Below are 16,862 nucleotides of genomic sequence, written 5' to 3'. Positions count from 1 at the left end.
GCCCGGCACACGGCCCTCGCGGCCGGGCTATTCAGGCACGGCGGGCCGTGTTTCGATTACGCTGCCATAGTGCAGCCGGAACCAGCCATATCCACGGATGCGTTTACATATTTTCAAACATAACATCCGTTATGTTGGCAATTGGGCCTTATGCACTGGTTCTGGCTTTCCCTCACCACCGCCGCCACCCAGGCGGTCAAGGACACCTTCCTCAAAGCCGCCATGGGCCGGACCGATCCGACCCTGGCCATGTTTCTCTACAGCGCCGGCGCGGCCATGTTCCTGTGGCTTTTTGCCGCGCCCTCGGCCGAGGTCGTTCTGGCCCCGTCCTTCTGGCCGCTTTTAGCCCTTGGCGGGGCCCTTGGCGGCCTGACCTACTGGCTTTACGGCCTGGCCCTGTCGCGCGGCGATTTGTCGCTGACGTTGCCCATGCTGGCCTTCACGCCGCTTTTTTTGCTCATAACCTCGCCCATAACCCTGGGGGAGTTTCCGCGTCCAGGCGGACTTGCGGGCATCGCCCTGGTGGTTGTCGGGGCTTACGTTCTTAATCTCCGGGAGCGCCGCCACGGGCTGCTCGGCCCGGTGCGGGCGCTTTTCACCAACGCCGGTTCGCGGCTGATGCTGGCCGTGGCCGTGGTCTGGAGCATCGGGGCCAACATCGACAAATTGGGGCTGCAAGCCTCGTCCCCGGCCCTGTGGGGGGCCAGCATCTACACGGCCACGGCCCTGGGGCTGCTGCCGTTTTTGGGCCGAACCCTCAAGCGCACCCTGGCCGTCCTGCCGAGCTTTCCCTGGGCCATCCTCACGGCCGGTTTCCTGGAAGCCGTGGGCCTTTTCTGCCAGATGCACGCCCTGCCGCTGACGCAGGTGTCCTACGTCATCGCCGTCAAGCGCCTGAGCATCATTTTCGGCGTGCTCCTTGGCGCGGCGGTCTTTCGCGAGCCCGACCTCGGCCATCGCCTGCCCGGGGCGGCGGTGATGGTGGTGGGCGTTTTCTTTATCGCGGTTTTCGGATAAAAGCCCCCACCGATCCCGCCCACTCGGAGCCGTCCATGTCTGCATACCGTTTTTTGCCCGATCTATCCGCCGAAGCCATCGCCGACATCCAGGCCGCCGGCCTCAACTGGACCTGCCGCCACGCCTTTGCCGGCAGCCCGGTCTACCGGGAACGCTTGGCCGAGGCCGGCTACGAACCCGGCCAGAACCTGACCCTGGACGACCTGACCAGCCTGCCGCTGACCTCCGTCGAGGACCTGCGCCAGGGCTATCCCCTGCCGCTTCTGTCCGTGCCCGAGACCGAGGTGGTGCGCATCCACGCCTCGTCCGGCACCACCGGCAAACGCAAGATTTTGGCCTACACCCAGCGCGACATCGATACCTGGAAGGAGATGTTCGCCCGCTGCTACGAGCTGGCCGGGCTGACCACCCTGGACCGGGTGCAGATCGCCGTGGGCTACGGCCTGTGGACGGCCGGGGCCGGCTTTCAGCTGGGCTGCGAACATTTCGGGGCCATGGCCCTGCCGGTGGGTCCGGGCAACATGGAGATCCACCTCCAGTTGCTTGAGGACATGGGTTCCACCTGCCTGTGCTCCACCGCCTCCATGGCCCTGCTTTTGGCCGAGGAGGTCCACAAGCGCGATCTGCGCAAGCGCGTGAAGCTCAAAAAGGTGATTTTCGGAGCCGAGACCCATACCGACAAGATGCGGCGGCGCTTCGAGAAGTGGCTGGGCATCGAGGAGAGCTTTGACATCACCGGCATGACCGAGCTTTACGGTCCCGGCGCGGGCCTGGAATGCACGGCCCACCAGGGCATCCATTACTGGGCCGACAAGTTCATCCTGGAAGTCCTTGATCCGGTGACGCTCACCCCGGTGGCCCCGGGCGAGGTCGGCGAGATGGTGGTCACGTCGCTGTGCAAGGAAGCCGCGCCGCTGATCCGCTACCGCACCCGCGACCTCACCCGCCAGCTGCCCGAACCGTGTCCGTGCGGCCTTTCCATGCCGCGCCACGACCGGATCCTTGGCCGCTCCGACGACATGTTCGTGTTTCGCGGGGTCAACATCTACCCCGGCCAGATCGCCAGTGTGCTGGAGCATTTCAAGGACGTGGACAGCGAGTTCCAGATTCGCCTGCTGCGCCGCGACGGCCGCGACCAGATGGTGGTCAAGGTGGAGCGCAAGCCCGGCACCGGGCCGGAGCTGGACCAGAACCTGTCCGAGGCCATTTCCATCGAAATGCGCAAGCACCTCTTCGTGCGCGGCTGGGTGGAGATCATGGCCCCGGGCACGCTGCCGCGCACCTTTGGCAAGACCAAGCGCGTGGTGGACGACCGCAACGGCATCGAGGAAGAATAGCCGACCGGCCTTCGGGTCCGCGTTTTTACCAAGCCCCTGTCGCTGGCCGCGACAGGGGCTTTTTTCGTCCGCCGTCCCTGGGCCGAACGGGCTTGCTTCCGGGGCATTCGGCGCAAGGCGCAAAGGAGACAACGGCCGGCCGCGCTGCCCTGGGGGCGCCGCGGGTTGGTCGCCAGCCGCCGCCGACTGTCGGTGGCGCAGCGGGCATAAAGGAAGCGGGCCTGGAGATCGGCGACAGTGGTCTTTTGCGGCTTTTCCTTGTGGCCAAGCCCGCCGGCGTGCTAGTTTCCAGCCAAAACCTTTTCCGCTTTCGCCGGCAATGGCCGGCCAAATCCGGCTGGTCGGCTGTTATGCTCAGGATGTCGGGCCGTTGGAAAACGGACAAGGTGCGATGGATGCCGGGCGCAATGGCGTTGTTATGAGGCCAGATCGTTCACCGGGCTGGGTTGTGCGCGCCCAAGAACCGACAAGGAGTGGATCATGCAGAAAAAACCGATGGCTCCGGGCGTCCACTGGCTCGGCGCGGTGGACTGGGACCGGCGGCTTTTCGACGACCTCGTGCCCCTGCCCGACGGCACCTCGTACAACGCCTATCTCGTCCAGGGCACGGACAAGACGGCCCTTCTCGACGCCGTGGAGCCGGCCATGGCCGACACGCTTTTAGCCCAGTTGGCCGACGTGCCGCGCCTGGACTACATCATCAGCCAGCACGCCGAGCAGGACCATTCGGGGGCCATCGGCTTGCTCCTTGAGCGCTATCCCGAAGCCAGGGTGCTGGCCACGGCCAAGGGCAAGGCCATGCTGCTCGATCTGCTGCAACTCCCCGAGGACCGGGTGGAGGCCGTGGCCGACGGGGACCGGCTGGAACTTGGCGGCAAGACGTTGACCTTTCTCCACCTGCCCTGGGTGCATTGGCCCGAGACCATGGCCAGCTATTTGGCCGAGGACCGCATCCTTTTCAGCTGCGATTTCTTCGGCTCCCACATCGCCGCCTCGGAGCTGTTCGTCACCGACCCGTGCCGGGCGCGCGAGGCGGCCAAGCGCTACTTCGCCGAGATCATGGCCCCGTTTCGGCCCATGATCGAAAAGAACCTGGACAAGCTGGCCGGCCTGCCCATCGACATGATCGCTCCCAGCCACGGCCAGGTCTACGACAAGCCCGACTGGATCGTGGCCGCCACCCGGCAGTGGGCCACGGCTGCGCCGGCCAATCTGGTCGCCTTGCCCTTCGTGTCCATGCACGGCAGCACCCGGCGCATGGTCGAGCATCTCACAGCCGCCTTGGTGGCCAGGGGGACGGCGGTGGAACTGTTCAATCTGGCCGTGGCCGACGTCGGCAAGCTGGCCATGGCCCTGCTCGACGCCGGAACCCTCGTGGTCGGCGCGCCCACGGTCCTGGCCGGGCCGCATCCCCTGGCCGCCCATGCCGCCTTTCTGGCCAACGCCCTGCGCCCCAAGGCCAAGTTCCTGTCCATCATCGGCTCGTACGGCTGGGGCGGGCGCACGGTGGAGGTCCTGGCCGGCATGGTCCCCAACATCAAGGCCGAGGTGCTGGAGCCGGTCCTGTGCAAGGGCCTGCCCACCTCGGAGACCTATGCCGCCCTGGACCGGCTGGCCGAGGCCATCGTGGCCGGCCACGCCGCCCAGGGATTCGCGGCCCGGGTGGATTGACGCAGGAGCCGGCGCGCCATGGCGAGCAACTCCGGTATCCGCCCAGGGCTATGCGGCCCGGGTGAATTGCTGCGCCGGCCGGTCCTCGGCCGTCAGGCGGCCGGGAAGAGTTCGGGGAAAACGAGGTCCAGGGCGCGGGTCGGGATATGCAGGCGGACCGGCCCTTTGGGCGTGTCCGAGGCCAGGATGCCGTCAGCCAGGCAGTCGGCCAAGAGCGTGCGGGCCGTGCCGGTCTTCGATGGTGGCTAACTGCAGGTATGATTCATAAAAATAGATGCTGCGGGGTTGGGGTTGCCGATCTTGTTGCCGATATGTTGGGTGGGATAATGCCCTGAAGAACATGACTATCGGCTTGTTCTGACGCCGTTTATTGCCGGCGTCCGGCCGGCGTGGCCTTATGGCCTTGGCAGCCCGGCCAGTTCGCTGACGCGTTTGAGGGCGTAGTCGAAAAACGACGTGTCGATGTTGACGATGCCCACGAACGGCGTGTTGAGGTCCTCAATGACCGTGATGACCAGGATGATCATGGCGAACATGGGCAGCTCGAAGACGAGCTGGGTCTTGCGGTTGCCCACGCGGGTGAGCCAGGTCTTGATGAGCATGACGTAATAGCCGGCCACGATGAGCCCGAAAATCATGGGGTGCAGGTTTTCCTTGGCCTTGATGCGGCGGGTCAGACGGCATTTGGTGATGTCGGCGAGGTCTTGCAGCAAAAGGCGGGTGAGGGATTCCTGGGCTTTGGTCGTGGGTTGCAGCTTGTAGGCCTGGTTCCAGAGCCCGTCGATGGCAGCCATGGCCTCGGGCGACATCTCGCCTTGGGCCATGGCCGGCCGGTCGTAGCGGACCACGGCCGCCGCGTAATCGACCAGGGCTTTTTTGGCGCCTTCGGCGTGGTCCAGGCCGTTGAGCAGCCGGGCCATGGAAACCATGGCTTCCGATTCCCGGCGCGTGTCGTCCTGGACGTTGTTGAAATTGACGAGCAGGGTGACCAGGGCCATGCTCAGGAAGATGGAGTAGAGGGAGTTGAAGAGATTGAAGTTGGCGATGGTTTCCGAGAGGTTCTGGATGGGCGGCGCGTTGCGCCAATAGGCGACGACCAGGTAGGCCAGGGTCGGCAGGCCGAGAAGCAGCATGACCGAGGTTTCGCTGGTCCAAAACAGGTTGGTCACGACGTGCTCCGCTGCGTTTCGTGTCCTTGACGCTCACGAAGACGAAGCGCAAGGACAACAGTTGCTTCTTTCAGGCCTGCTTGTTGTGTGGGCTACAAGAGCGCTTTGGCAGGGGAACTTCAATCGGGCAAGGGATTCTTGAGATGCCGATAGTAGGTGTCGTATTGGTAGATCGCGGCCAGGGGATTGTGGCCAAGCACCCGGTCCTTGACGGCCAACACCGTGCCCATGGCCTCGGCGTGCTTGAAAAAGAGCGAATCGTGGCCAACGCATAGGCCGAGCAGCACGTTGAAGTCGGTGCGGGCCTCGTTGAGGGCCAAGGCCTGGAACACCGGATTGCACATGGTTTCGTGGGCGGCGGTGGGGTCGACCTGTTCGGCCGGGCCGATGCCCAAAAGCGCCTTGGCCTTGCCGCCGGCCTTGCAGCTCACCGAGGCCACGGCAAAGCCGTTGGTCGTGAGAATTTCGTGGACCACCTTGGCCTCGAAACGCAGGCCGATGCAAAAGGCCAGGCCGAGCCGTTGGTAGCCCATGCGCCGGGCGAACTCCACGATCTCCACGATGCGGGGCTTGACCGCCCGCACGGCGGCGTAGCCGTCTTCGCCTCCGGCGTAGCAGGCCGCTTCCTGGAGCGAGGCCTGCTTGGCGAAGGCGGCGCAGGCCCCTTCGGTCATGCAGGCCACCGACGCGCCGGCCAGATCGCGCAGCCTAAGCGACGGGCAATCGGCCGGGGCCTTGCCCTTGGCCGCCCGGCACCAGCGCTCGGACCAGTCGTAAGGGCACACAGCGCACTGGGGCAGGGGGACTTGTTGTTCGTCCATGGTCTAACTTCTCCGAAGCATGTCCCACCAGTTGCGGAATTCAAAGAACCGCTCGGCCTCTTCCACGGTCTGGCATTTGACGTGGAGCGGATCGATCATCTCGTCGAATTCGGCGTCGGTGAAAAAAAGTCCGGCCTCGCGCAGGGCCGCCTCGCGGGCGTCCTTGCCTTCGGCCATGTAGAGCTTCTTGCGCAGCTCCTTGTCGCTCTCGAAGCGCTCGTAAAGCCGGCGCACGTTGTCCATGGTCATGATGTATCGCCCTCTGCTCGGCTACAGATTTAGAAAAGCATGATGTCCGTTTTGTTTGCTATGCGGCGAGCAAGTCTATCAAAATCATCAAAACATTTCTTGACGGCTTCAACGTGTGATCCAATAGCTCCATCTGATGGCTTCAGGGAAAACATGGGCTTGTTGGCTTCCATGGCCATGGGCATGAGGCTGCGATAGTGCTTCAAAATTGCGAGGCAGTTCGGGTCCATGTCAAGGCTTGGCAAGCGTCGGGCTTGTTTGCCCAAAATGTATTCCTGGTATGTCGCAGGGATGCGGTCCATCCAGCGCTTGTAGGCTTTCACGGGCCGGGATTCCCGGAAGCCGTGCTGCATGACGACGTACCCCAACGGTTTGAACTTGCCGTCGGGAACGGGGAGATCGGCAGGAGCCTTTTTGCGCATGTCATGCCAGGCCTCACGCCAGTCTTGGAGCGTGGGGCCAAGGTTTTTGAGGCCCTGCAAGGAGAAAAGGTCTGGAGCCAGCGGCACGCAGATGGCGTCGACGGCAAGCAGGGCGGAACGGTTGATGGCCCCCAGGTTGGGGCCGATGTCGATCAATGTGATTTCCGCCCGCACGTCGGCGGCGACTTGCTCAATGATCCGGTAAAAGGCCGTTGTCACCCGGAAGGCGGCTTCATCCTTGTTGTGGCACTTGGGCCAGGCGTCCGAAAGCTTGTCTTCAAATCCCGACAGGCCGAGGTCGCCGGGCAGCAGATGGAGCGCCTCCCCGACCGTGTAGGCCGTCGGCGGGGCGATGTCGCCACGCCCCCGCAAAATGGGTTTGATCGCGCCGTAAAGGGTGCCGGGATGCTCCCCGTCCGGCCAAAGGTCTTCGAGGGCGGCCTCGTCCAAGAACATGGACGTCAGGTTGGCCTGGGGGTCGAGGTCCACGGCCAGGGTACGAATGCCCAAGGAGGCGTACATCCAGGCCAGGTGGTAGACGAGGACGGTCTTGCCGACGCCGCCTTTGTTGTTGAAAAAAACGAGGCTGGTCATGGCGCGGCCTGTTTGATGACGACCAGAAAGTTGCGTTCGTCAAATTCGAAGGCGGCAGGCGGATTGCCGTTTTGCCGCAGCAAGGCCTGGGCGCGTTCGATGCCGTAACCGAAGCGGTTGACATAGCCCAGGGCCTTCATGGCTTCGGCGAGGACCGGGTTGCGGTAGCTGTTTTGATGCGGAAAGTTGGCGCGCGTGGCCTCGCCGTACAGGCCACCGGGGCTTTGGATTTCCACATGATCGGCAAATACATAAAAGCGAATCGGGGTGTTGCTGTCGTAATTGCGATGCATGACCGCGTTTAAGAGCAATTCCCGCAGGGCCTGCTCGGGATAATTCGGGGTCAGCTGTTCCTGGAGCGGCGAAACGCTTCGCATCCTGGTCTGGACGACAAGACGCACGCGCAGTTCGAGTTCCTTGAGCACCGACAGCAAATCGCCGGAGATTTCCGCCTGATCCTCTGGAATATCCGTGAGTTCCGTTCCCGGCATGCGCAGATATTGGACGTAGGCTCCGGGCAGGAAAAACCGTGGGTTTGTTCCAAAGAGCAAAATTCCGGCATGGGTCGGGCACTGGCGATTGGGGTCGAAAAAACGCAGCGAGGCCAGCTGCTGTTCCAGGGGCCGGTGGTTGGCGGCGATGGTCTCGGCATCCACGGCCACGCGCCGGTAGGCGTCGAATTGGCCGAGAGCCAGATCGTCGAGGGTCGCTTCCTGGCATGGGCGGGCGTCGAAGGACCGGGCCATGGCCACCCGGCGTTCGGATAAAATGCGCTCTTCGCGCTCCGTGGCCACGGCTTTTCGCGGACCGACCCGAATCCAGACCCGGCCGTTGTACCGCACGGGCGGCAGATCCGACGGCTGCACTTCGACCACGGCCACATCGCCGCCATCCAGGGAAAACTTGGCGATGTGCAATACCGGCGGCGGCAGAATCTTGCCTTCGCTGCGCAGCCCGCCCAGATTGGTCAGCATTTCGTCGGTGACGGTCAAGCCGGAAACGGTTCCGTCGTTGGCGACGCCGATAAGCAGATAGCCCGGTTTGCCGTATCCCGGGAGATCATTGGCAAAGGCGCAAACGGCCTCGCCGAATTTGTCCCGGGCATTGGTGGAAACCGTGCGCTCGACGCGATCGGACTCCAGGTCGGACAGGAGCGCCAAGAGCTGATCGCGTGTGAGCATGACTCGTGTACTCCCTTGAAGGCGGGGGCGCGGAAAACCGCCGCCCCGCCTTTACGGCATCATGGGCGCGAGATTAAGCCCGGCATTGACCGGCAGGCCGGACATGAGGTTGGCGCAGGCCACCGCTTGGCCCGACGCGCCCCGGCAGAGGTTGTCGATGGCCGAGACGACGATGAGCCGGCCCGTGCGCGGATCGACGACTAAGCCAATGTCGCAGAACATGGTGCCGCGAACAAAACGCGTCTCGGGCAGCTTGCCCACCGGCAGCACGCGCACCCAGGGGGCGTCGGCGTAATGCCTGGCGTACAGTTGCCGGACGTCCTCCACGCTCATGGGCGCGACGAGCTTGGTGTAGATCGTCGAGAGGATGCCCCGGTCGATGGGCAGCAGGTGGGGATTAAACGACACGGTGATGGCCGCGCCGCCAAGCTTGGACAACTCCTGCTCGATCTCCGGGGTGTGGCGGTGCTTGCCCAGGTTGTAGGCCCGAAACGAGTCGTGGACCTCGCAGAAAAGCATGGGCGCGACGGCCTTGCGTCCGGCCCCGGACGCGCCGGACTTGCTGTCGCACACGATGTCGTCGGTGGCGACCAGGCCGTTTTGCAGCGCCGGGGCCAGAGCCAGGATGACCGAGGTCGGGTAGCAGCCCGGGTTGGCCGTGAGCTTGGCGGTTTTGAGACGCTCGGCGTAAAGTTCGGGCAGGCCGTAGACCGCCTCGGGCAAAAGCGCCGGGTGGCGGTGGTCCAGGCCGTACCAGGCGGCGTAGATGCCGGCGTCCAGCAGGCGAAAATCGGCTGACAGATCAACGACCTTGAGGCCGGCGGCCAGCAGTTCGGCGGTGTAGTCCATGGCCGCGCCGTGGGGCACGGCCAGAAAGACCAGCCGGCAGGAGGCGGCCAGATCGGCGGCGTTGGGGGCGGTGATGGCCACCTCGCCGGCCGGGAAGCCTTCCAGGAACGGGTAGATGGCCTTGAGCGGCTTGCCGGCCTCGGCCCGGGAGGTGGCCCGCGTCAGGGTCAGGGATGGGTGGACGGCCAGGATGCGGGCCAGTTCCATGCCGGTGTAGCCGGTGACGCCGACGAGTCCCACGGGGATGGTCTGCATGGCGGTTTCCTCGTTACTGCTTTTTGACGTAGAGCATCCGCAAATCGCACAAGAGGCTGCCGAGCACTTCTTTTTCCTCGCTCGTCAGGTTGCCGCGCGTCTTGCAGTCGAGCATGGCCAGGATGTCGATGGTGTGTTTGGCCTCGGGCAGATTGCTCAGGGTGCGGCCGGATTCCGGGTCCGGGGCTTCGCCCATGAGCACCATGGCCGACTGGGCCAGGGACAAAATGAAGGTGATAAAGGAGACCGGCGGCATGCACGGTTCCTGGCCGGAGCGCTGCCCGCAGCAGCCCCCGGTCTTGTCGGATTCGCTGGCCATGGGACGAATTCCTCCTTGAGTGCGCGGCATTGGGCCTTGTCCTGCGTCCCGCTCCCTATTACAGAAACCTATGACGCAAAACGGCAACCAGCCGGGGGTAGTCTTACCCCAAACCCGTCCGGCTTGCATCCGCTTTTTCCCGGCGACCCCGGGCGGATGCGGCCCCTTTAACGGAGGCAAACCATGCTGACCAAGATTGTGGCCACGCTCGGCCCCGCGTCGCTGTCCCCGGATGTCATGCTGGAGATGGCGCGCCATGGCGTGCGCATTTTCCGCCTCAACTTCTCTCATGCCGACGCGGCCTATTTCGCGCCCATCATCAAAACCATCCGGGCCATCGAAAGCGAACTCGGCGTGCCGCTCACGGCCATGGCCGATCTGTGCGGCCCCAAGACCCGCATCGGCGAGGTGACAGGCTCCCCGCGCACCGTGGCCAAGGGCGAGGCCCTGCTCCTGGGCCTGCCCGACGAACGCCCGGACCCGGACCGCGACGAGCGCGTGTTCGTCTCCCTGGATGTGCCGCCGCTTCTGGCCGGCCTGCGGGTGGGGATGCCGGTCAATTTGAGCGACGGGCTGCTCCAGTTCCACGTCACCCGGGAGATCAAGGCCGACCGACTCTATGAGATCGAGGCCCAAAACGCCGGCCTGCTCTCGTCCAACAAGGGCATCGCCTTTCCGGGCAAGCACCATCCCCTGCCGGCGCTGACCAAAAAGGACATCAAGGACCTCCACGAGGGCCTCGACGTCGGCGTGGACGCCGTGGCCATCTCCTTTGTGCAAAATGCCGAGGATGTCATCCAGACCAAGGAAGAGATCAAGCGCCACGGGGTGTGGGTGCCGGTGGTGTCCAAGCTTGAGCGGCAAAACGCCGTGGACAACCTCGACGCCATCCTGGCCGTCACCGACGCGGTGATGGTGGCGCGCGGCGACCTGGGTCTGGAATGCCCCATGTCCGAGCTGCCCATCATCCAAAAAAAGATCATCCGGGCCTGCCGCCATGCCCAGCGGCCGGTCATCGTGGCCACCCAGATGCTCCTGTCCATGGTCAAAAACCCCATCCCGACCCGGGCCGAATGCACCGACGTGGCCAACGCCATCCTGGACGGCGCGGACTGCGTCATGCTCTCGGAAGAGACGGCCGTGGGCGACCACGTGGTGGACACGGTCAAGGTGATGCAGGAAATTTCCCAGAACGCCCTGGAATACTACCTGGAGCGCATCGCCTCGCCTTACGCCCCCAAGCGCGAGAAAAACCCGCGCAAGTTCGTGGCCTATTCGGCCTGCCTCATGGCCGACAATCTGGAGAGCAAGGCCATCCTGTGCCATACGGTGAGCGGGGCCAATGCGCGGCTGACCTCCACCCGCCGGCCGCGCCAGAACATCTACGCCATGACGCCCGATCCGCGCGTCATGCGGTTTCTCAACTTCGCCTGGGGCGTGAAGCCCCGGCTTCTGGAGTGCGTCGATTGCGGCTACATGGAGCAGGTGGAGAACTTCGTGAGCGAGTGCCCGGATTTCGAGAAGGGCGAACCGGTGGTCATCACCGCCGGCCGCCCCACGCCCGGCAACGACATGCCCGGCACCAACGAGATCAAGATCTATTACAAATAGCACCTGAGTCAGGGACGCCTTCCGGGGAGCGGCCGCGCGGCCGCTCCCTGGCTGCCCGACAGGACGGAGACGACGCCCCGTGGACATGACCTTCCAGCATTATCTGCTCGGCCTTTTCGCTGTGGCCAACAACATCCCGGCCTTGCCGCTGTTCATGAACCTGTGCCGGGGGGCGCAGGCCCCGGTGCAGCATCGGCTGTGCGGCGTGGCCACGGCCAGTTCGCTTGCCACCATGGCCATATCCCTTTTCATCGGCGCGGCGGTGCTCGACTTTTTCGGCATCTCCATCGCCGCCTTTCGCATCGCCGGCGGGCTGCTTTTGGTCTCCAGCGGGCTTTCCATGCTCAAAAGCAGTTGCGACGAGGCCGACGGGCTCCCCCCGGTGAGCGTGTCGCGCATGATCCCCATGGCCGTGGTGCCCATCGCCATACCCCTGACCACCGGGGCCGGCACCATTTCGACCATCGTGCTGTTCGCCGAATCCGCCCACACCATGGCCGGGCTTTTGCGCATCGGCGGGGCTATCTGCGTCATGAGCGTGGTCAACTATCTGGCGTTTTATTATTCGCCGGGCATCGTGCGGTTTCTTGGCCGCACCGGCATGGACATCTTCACCAAGATTTTTGGGCTGATTACCCTGGCCTTGGGCATCCAGTTCATCATCACGGGCCTGACCGCCGCTTTCCCGGTGCTGCATTAGGACCGGGTTTCCCAACGCCGTCAGCGCGTTTTCCCCCGCAGAAACGACAGGATGACCCCCAGGCAGGAATAGGCGGCAAAGGCGGTCAGCCCGATGCGCATGCTGGTCAGAAAGGCCGGCAGCGTGTCCGGGCCGATGGCCGCCTCGCCCATGAGCAGGGCGAAAATGAGCGTCACGCTGGTCATGGACACGGCCATGCCGAGCGTGCGCATGCTGGCCACCATGCCCGAGGCCAGGCCGAACTGGCGCTTTGTTACGCTGCCCATGATGGCTGTGGAATTGGGCGTGATGAAAAGCCCAAATCCCGTACCGATGACGGCCAGCTCCAGGCCGAGCAGCCACAGCGGCGTGTCCTGGCCAATGCCGGCGGCGCAGGCGAGCAGTCCGGCCGAACTGACGAGCATGCCCACCGTGGCCAGCTTGGCCGGGGCGAACCGCTCGGCCAGCCGGCCGGCTACGGGCGAGGCGATGACCTGCATGACCGGTTGGCACAACAGCGCCAGCCCGGCCAGACGCGGCGGCAACCCCTTGGCGTATTGCAGATACAGGCTCATGAGAAAGGTGATGCCAAAGGTGGCGGCGTAGTTGCCCAGGGCCGCCAGACAGCTCAGGGTGAAAAACCGGTTTTGGCGCAACAGCGACACGTCCAGCAGCGGACAGGGGGTTTTGGCCTGCAGGCGCAGGAAACAGGCCAGCCCGATCAGCCCGCCGCCGATCATGGCCGGCCCGAGCCGCAGCTCCCGGGCGTGGGCCGCGCCGAGCATGATAAGCCCCACGCTTGCCGCGTAGGCCATAGCACCCGGCCAGTCCATGCCCTCGCCCGAGGCGGCGGCTTTGCCCTGGCGCACCCCGAACAGGCACATGGCCGTGGCGCAAAGCCCCAGGGGCGCGGACATGAGAAACACGGAGCGCCAGCCGAAATGCCCGGCGACCCAGCCGCCGATGACCGGCCCCACCGACAGCCCGGCATAGGTGCAAGCCGAGACCAGCCCGATCTTGCGGCCGCGAATCTCCGGCGGATAGGCCGCCGCCACCATGGCCAGGGACCCCGACAGCACCATGGCCGCGCCCAGGCCCTGGAAAAACCGCTGCACGAGCACCATCTCCACCGAACCGGCAAAGCCCAGGGAACAGGTGAGTCCGGTGAAAAGGGCCAGCCCGGGCAGCAGCACCTTGCGCTGGCCCACGATGTCGCCAAGCCGCCCAAAGGCCAGCATGGCCATGGCCAGGGAGACGACGTAGAGTTGTTCGATAAGCCCCAACTGCATGGCCGAGGCCCCGAGATCGCGGCCCAGCGACGGCAGGGCCACGCCCACGGCGGTCAGCATGAACGGGGCCATGAACTGGGCGATGCAGACGGTGATCAGGGTCAAAACCGGCGCACCGGCGGCGGGGAAAGGCATAACGACGTCCCTATTGCATTTTTGGGCGGGTGTGGGCTTTTCGGTCGGCCCCGTCAAGGCCGGGATGGGGAAAGTGGCCGCTCGTGTCGCGTCCACGATAGGTACCTATGAAGTTGCCGTGGACAATGGGATAGGCCAATGATTTTTTTCAAAAAGACTTTCGTATTTTTTGAGGGGCGGGCCGGGCGGCCAATGTGACATTTTGGCGCGCCCCTTGTCAGGCCTGACGCAGCCGGTTACGGTTTGCATTCGGCATATAACCAGACCAGCCGTGGGGGAATGCGTGGAACGCCTCATCGAAGCCGATTTGCAGCGCCTCAAAACCGAAACCTTGACCGCTTTTCGCCTGGCCCAGGCGGCCGTGGACATGGCCGTGCGCTCGGTGTTCGAGCGCGACCCGGCCCTGGCCGACGCGGTCATCACCGGCGACGCCGCCATCGACGCCCTGGAATGTTCGCTGGACGCCGAGGTGTTGCGGATACTGGCCCTGCACCAGCCCGTGGCCGGCGACCTGCGAGCCATCGTCGGCTGCATGCGCTGCGCCGGCGACATCGAACGCATCGGCGACCAGGCCGTCAACATCGCCGAGCGCGGGCTTATTCTCCTGGAATTGGCCCCGCACGCCCCGCCGCCCAAGCTTGTTGAGCTGGCCGAGGCCACCCGCGACTTCCTGGCCCACACGGCCGAGTGCTTCACCAATCTCGACCTGACCATGGCCCGGCGTCTGTGCGAGGAGTCCGACGAAATTCTGGAGCTCAACGTCACCATTCTCAAAGAGATGGCCGAGGTCATGCGCGACGCGGCCCGGCCGGTGGAGCGGGCGGTACAGGTCTGTTTCATCGCCCATGGCCTCAAGCGCGTGTGCGACCAGTGCACCAACATCGCCGAGTCCGTGGTTTTCACCCGCGAAGGGGCTTGCAGCCGCCACCGTTGCGACTGATTTTGCGCCAAACGGCTTGGCCGGTCGTGGCTTTTTGGCGGCCGGCGTCGTAGGGTGGGCCATGACGCCGCAGGAACATGCCGCCGTACGTCTGCCTCCCGCCATGAGCATCCTCATCGTGGACGACCAGCAGCCCATGCGCAAGACCATTGCCTTCATCCTGCGCCAGCTGGGACTCAAAAACGTCCAGTTCGCCGAAGATGGGGACGAGGCCTGGGGCATCATCAACACCGGGCGCATCGATCTGGTGCTGCTCGACTGGAACATGCCCCGCCTGTCCGGTCTGTCGCTTCTGGAGCGCATCCGCAAAAGCGAGCGCCACGGGCAGTTGCCGGTCATCATGGTGACGGCCGAAGCCCATGCCGATCATGTGGTCACGGCCGTCCAGACCGGGGTCACGGACTATGTAGTCAAGCCGTTTTCCCCGGACACCTTGGCCAAAAAGCTTCACGCCGTGTGCGACCGCTGCCCGAGCCTGGTCAGGCTGCGGGCAGGGATACGGTAAGGGTTGTTTCGCCCCCGCCCGTTTGCATAATGATGTCGCCGCCGTGGGCCAGGGCCACGCGCCGGGCCGAATAGGCCCCAAGTCCGGTGCCCTTGGGTTTGCCGGCCGTGACGTACTTCTCGAAAAACCGATCCCGAATGCTCTGCGGCACCTCGCCCTGGTTGGCGATGGCGACGCGCACCGTTTCCCCTTCCCGACGCAGTTCCACCGACACCGCCCCGCCCGGGGGCGAGGCTTCCACGGCGTTGGCCATGAGGTTGGCCAGCATGGAGCAGCACAAAAGCGCTTCGCCGCGCACGAGGCAGGCGGCTTCGGGGCTGTCGGGCCGGCCGTCGACGGCCAGGGTCAGGGCGAGTTCCCGACGCCTGGCCGTGTCGGCGTGGCTGGCGAAGAGCTTGCGCAGCATGGGTACGAGATCGACCTCGGCCGGTTCCAGCTCGTACTGGCCGCGCTCCATTTTATACAGCGCCGCCGAGAGGTTGACCATGCCGAGGATGGTGTAGCCGGCGTCCTCGATAAGCGAAAGCATCTCGCGCTGGTCGCTGGTCAGGTTTTCGTCCTCGGCCATGACCTGGGGCAGGCTGACGATGGTGGTCAGCGGCGTTTTGAGGTCGTGGCGCAGGATGCGCTCCACGTCCTCCTTGAGCCGGGCGTTTTCCAGGGTGACGCGCAGCAGTTCCCGGTCGGCGGCGGCCAGCCGGTACTGGGCCAGGGCGGCGTCCAGGGAGCGGGCCAGGATGTCGGGTGGGCAGGGTTTGGTCAGAAAACGGAAGATGCGGCCTTCGTTGACGGCGGCCATGGCCGCGTCGAGGTCGCCGTGGCCGGTGAGCATGAGCGGCACGGCCTCGGGGGCGATGTCCCGGGCCTTGGCCAAAAAGGCCACGCCGTCCATGCCGGGCATGCGCAGATCGGAGACGATGACGGCGAATGGGCCGGCGGTTTCCAGCCGGCGCAGGCCGGCCTCCGGCCCCACGGCGGTCTCCAGGTCATAGCAGCGCCCGAGATTGCGGCGCAGGGAATCGAGCACCGCGCTCTCGTCGTCCACGAAGAGGATTTTGGCGCATTGGGGCATGGCTGCATCCATACAGCAAACCCGGTTTCAGGGGAATCGGGCAACGGCGAAAAAGCCGGCGCAGGCCCAGATGACCGCCGCCATGAGCCGGAAGATCCGGCGCAGGGCGGCAGGCGAGGCCAGCCGGCCGGCCAGCCAGGCCCCGAAGCGGGCGTAGGCCATCATGCCGCCGAATCCCAGCAGGCAGACCGGGCCGGCAGTCAGGGCCAGAGTGGCGGCGTCAACCGCGCCCGAGGCGGCGAAACGCGGCAGCATGGCGGCCAGAAATCCCCAGGCCTTGGGGTTGCAAGCGGCCACGCCCAGCCCCTGGGCAAAAAGGCCGGTGAGGCTGGCCCGGGAGGCCTCGGGCAGGGCGAGCCTGGCCGGAGCGCGCCACAGGCACAGCCCCAGCCAGCCGAGATAGGCCGCGCCGGCCAGGGAAATAAGGCGCAGGAGCAGCGGCTCCCGGGCCAGGAAGGCCAGACCGGCCAGCACGGCTGCCACCTGGGCGAGGGTGGCGCAGACGTTGCCCAAGGCGGCGGCGGCCACGGGCCGCGTGCCGTGGCGCAAGCCCAGGCTCAGGGCTTGGAGCATGGCCGGGCCGGGGGTGAGCATCCCGGCGGTCAGGGCCAGCAGATAGGCGGGGTAGGAAAGGGTGTCCATGGCGGCTTCCCGCGACAGGATGGGCCGCCCGGCCGGGTCGCATGACCGGCCGGGGGCCTTGGGCGGCCGCCGATCTCCACGTTGCGGAAACCGGCGGCCGCCGCC

Annotated in this window: 17 protein-coding genes; 7 read left to right on the top strand and 10 right to left on the bottom strand. The window is 65.2% G+C overall.

The genetic code is table 11. The features are described 5' to 3' along the window. The first annotated feature begins 150 nt into the window (after positions 1–150). From C3Y92_RS18150 to C3Y92_RS18140, 3 genes are all read left to right on the top strand, one after another. The gene (locus tag C3Y92_RS18150; RefSeq protein WP_129354976.1) at positions 151–1,017 is read left to right on the top strand and encodes a DMT family transporter; all 867 of its coding nucleotides are present in this window, start codon (positions 151–153) and stop codon (positions 1,015–1,017) included. 35 nt (positions 1,018–1,052) lie between these two features. Beyond that, a complete protein-coding gene (locus C3Y92_RS18145; RefSeq protein ID WP_129354974.1) occupies positions 1,053–2,354 on the top strand; it encodes a phenylacetate--CoA ligase family protein in 1,302 nt (433 codons plus the stop codon). A 480-nt stretch (positions 2,355–2,834) separates the two neighbouring features. After that, the gene (locus C3Y92_RS18140) at positions 2,835–4,025 is read left to right on the top strand and encodes an FprA family A-type flavoprotein (RefSeq protein WP_129354972.1); all 1,191 of its coding nucleotides are present in this window, start codon (positions 2,835–2,837) and stop codon (positions 4,023–4,025) included. A 395-nt stretch (positions 4,026–4,420) separates the two neighbouring features. Here C3Y92_RS18140 and C3Y92_RS18135 read toward each other — a convergent pair whose 3' ends face one another. The 7 genes from C3Y92_RS18135 to C3Y92_RS18105 form a co-directional block, all read right to left on the bottom strand. Next, positions 4,421–5,194, bottom strand: a complete 774-nt coding sequence (locus tag C3Y92_RS18135; protein WP_129354970.1) for a bestrophin-like domain — start codon at positions 5,192–5,194, stop codon at positions 4,421–4,423. A 119-nt stretch (positions 5,195–5,313) separates the two neighbouring features. Then, positions 5,314–6,015, bottom strand: a complete 702-nt coding sequence (locus C3Y92_RS18130; protein ID WP_129354968.1) for a DUF1847 domain-containing protein — start codon at positions 6,013–6,015, stop codon at positions 5,314–5,316. A gap of 3 nt (positions 6,016–6,018) precedes the next feature. Further along, positions 6,019–6,264, bottom strand: coding sequence for a Nif11-like leader peptide family natural product precursor (locus C3Y92_RS18125; RefSeq protein ID WP_129354966.1), 246 nt, complete (start codon positions 6,262–6,264; stop codon positions 6,019–6,021). Between the two features lie 29 nt (positions 6,265–6,293). Then, complete coding sequence (locus C3Y92_RS18120; RefSeq protein WP_129354964.1) at positions 6,294–7,280, bottom strand: ParA family protein; 987 nt, start codon at positions 7,278–7,280, stop codon at positions 6,294–6,296. Further along, positions 7,277–8,461, bottom strand: a complete 1,185-nt coding sequence (locus tag C3Y92_RS18115; protein WP_129354962.1) for an RNA-binding domain-containing protein — start codon at positions 8,459–8,461, stop codon at positions 7,277–7,279. The genes C3Y92_RS18120 and C3Y92_RS18115 overlap by 4 nt, the downstream gene beginning before the upstream one ends. Before the next feature lie 51 nt (positions 8,462–8,512). After that, positions 8,513–9,565, bottom strand: a complete 1,053-nt coding sequence (gene argC, locus C3Y92_RS18110) for an N-acetyl-gamma-glutamyl-phosphate reductase (protein WP_129354960.1) — start codon at positions 9,563–9,565, stop codon at positions 8,513–8,515. Positions 9,566–9,578: 13 nt separating this feature from the next. Beyond that, positions 9,579–9,884 carry a DUF1844 domain-containing protein gene (locus C3Y92_RS18105; protein ID WP_043599889.1) on the bottom strand — a complete coding sequence of 102 codons (306 nt, stop codon included), beginning with the start codon at positions 9,882–9,884 and terminating at the stop codon, positions 9,579–9,581. A 183-nt stretch (positions 9,885–10,067) separates the two neighbouring features. On the opposite strand from C3Y92_RS18105, the gene pyk reads away from it, so the two are divergent. Together pyk and C3Y92_RS18095 are read left to right on the top strand one after the other, a co-directional pair. Beyond that, a complete protein-coding gene (pyk, locus tag C3Y92_RS18100; protein WP_129354958.1) occupies positions 10,068–11,495 on the top strand; it encodes a pyruvate kinase in 1,428 nt (475 codons plus the stop codon). Between the two features lie 85 nt (positions 11,496–11,580). Then, entirely contained in the window at positions 11,581–12,195 is a 615-nt protein-coding gene (locus tag C3Y92_RS18095) for a MarC family protein (RefSeq protein WP_235669714.1), read from the top strand. Positions 12,196–12,215: 20 nt separating this feature from the next. Here the strand turns inward: C3Y92_RS18095 and C3Y92_RS18090 are convergent, their stop codons facing one another. Beyond that, on the bottom strand, positions 12,216–13,598 hold the full coding sequence (locus C3Y92_RS18090; protein ID WP_129354954.1) for an MFS transporter: 1,383 nt from the start codon (positions 13,596–13,598) through the stop codon (positions 12,216–12,218). Positions 13,599–13,881: 283 nt separating this feature from the next. On the opposite strand from C3Y92_RS18090, the gene phoU reads away from it, so the two are divergent. Together phoU and C3Y92_RS18080 are read left to right on the top strand one after the other, a co-directional pair. Further along, positions 13,882–14,538 carry a phosphate signaling complex protein PhoU gene (gene phoU, locus C3Y92_RS18085; protein ID WP_129354952.1) on the top strand — a complete coding sequence of 219 codons (657 nt, stop codon included), beginning with the start codon at positions 13,882–13,884 and terminating at the stop codon, positions 14,536–14,538. Between the two features lie 61 nt (positions 14,539–14,599). Continuing rightward, on the top strand, positions 14,600–15,043 hold the full coding sequence (locus C3Y92_RS18080) for a response regulator (RefSeq protein WP_129354950.1): 444 nt from the start codon (positions 14,600–14,602) through the stop codon (positions 15,041–15,043). Here C3Y92_RS18080 and C3Y92_RS18075 read toward each other — a convergent pair. Beyond that, a complete protein-coding gene (locus C3Y92_RS18075) occupies positions 15,018–16,115 on the bottom strand; it encodes a hybrid sensor histidine kinase/response regulator (RefSeq protein ID WP_129354948.1) in 1,098 nt (365 codons plus the stop codon). The genes C3Y92_RS18080 and C3Y92_RS18075 overlap by 26 nt on opposite strands. Positions 16,116–16,142: 27 nt before the next feature. After that, positions 16,143–16,757 carry a LysE family translocator gene (locus C3Y92_RS18070; RefSeq protein ID WP_129354946.1) on the bottom strand — a complete coding sequence of 205 codons (615 nt, stop codon included), beginning with the start codon at positions 16,755–16,757 and terminating at the stop codon, positions 16,143–16,145. Positions 16,758–16,862: the final 105 nt, after the last annotated feature.

This window comes from Solidesulfovibrio carbinolicus (assembly GCF_004135975.1).
GTDB lineage: Bacteria > Desulfobacterota > Desulfovibrionia > Desulfovibrionales > Desulfovibrionaceae > Solidesulfovibrio > Solidesulfovibrio carbinolicus.
This window is presented reverse-complemented; position numbering and strand designations above follow the sequence as displayed.

What these genes read in the sequence shown, in the direction of transcription:
- C3Y92_RS18150 (WP_129354976.1), top strand. Translation starts at nt 151, where the DNA reads ATGCACTGGTTCTGGCTTTCCCTCACCACCGCCGCCACCCAGGCGGTC.
- C3Y92_RS18145 (WP_129354974.1), top strand. Translation starts at nt 1,053, where the DNA reads ATGTCTGCATACCGTTTTTTGCCCGATCTATCCGCCGAAGCCATCGCC.
- C3Y92_RS18140 (WP_129354972.1), top strand. Translation starts at nt 2,835, where the DNA reads ATGCAGAAAAAACCGATGGCTCCGGGCGTCCACTGGCTCGGCGCGGTG.
- C3Y92_RS18130 (WP_129354968.1), bottom strand. Translation starts at nt 6,015, where the DNA reads ATGGACGAACAACAAGTCCCCCTGCCCCAGTGCGCTGTGTGCCCTTAC.
- C3Y92_RS18125 (WP_129354966.1), bottom strand. Translation starts at nt 6,264, where the DNA reads ATGACCATGGACAACGTGCGCCGGCTTTACGAGCGCTTCGAGAGCGAC.
- C3Y92_RS18120 (WP_129354964.1), bottom strand. Translation starts at nt 7,280, where the DNA reads ATGACCAGCCTCGTTTTTTTCAACAACAAAGGCGGCGTCGGCAAGACC.
- C3Y92_RS18115 (WP_129354962.1), bottom strand. Translation starts at nt 8,461, where the DNA reads ATGCTCACACGCGATCAGCTCTTGGCGCTCCTGTCCGACCTGGAGTCC.
- argC (WP_129354960.1), bottom strand. Translation starts at nt 9,565, where the DNA reads ATGCAGACCATCCCCGTGGGACTCGTCGGCGTCACCGGCTACACCGGC.
- C3Y92_RS18105 (WP_043599889.1), bottom strand. Translation starts at nt 9,884, where the DNA reads ATGGCCAGCGAATCCGACAAGACCGGGGGCTGCTGCGGGCAGCGCTCC.
- pyk (WP_129354958.1), top strand. Translation starts at nt 10,068, where the DNA reads ATGCTGACCAAGATTGTGGCCACGCTCGGCCCCGCGTCGCTGTCCCCG.
- C3Y92_RS18095 (WP_235669714.1), top strand. Translation starts at nt 11,581, where the DNA reads ATGACCTTCCAGCATTATCTGCTCGGCCTTTTCGCTGTGGCCAACAAC.
- C3Y92_RS18090 (WP_129354954.1), bottom strand. Translation starts at nt 13,598, where the DNA reads ATGCCTTTCCCCGCCGCCGGTGCGCCGGTTTTGACCCTGATCACCGTC.
- C3Y92_RS18080 (WP_129354950.1), top strand. Translation starts at nt 14,600, where the DNA reads ATGACGCCGCAGGAACATGCCGCCGTACGTCTGCCTCCCGCCATGAGC.
- C3Y92_RS18075 (WP_129354948.1), bottom strand. Translation starts at nt 16,115, where the DNA reads ATGCCCCAATGCGCCAAAATCCTCTTCGTGGACGACGAGAGCGCGGTG.
- C3Y92_RS18070 (WP_129354946.1), bottom strand. Translation starts at nt 16,757, where the DNA reads ATGGACACCCTTTCCTACCCCGCCTATCTGCTGGCCCTGACCGCCGGG.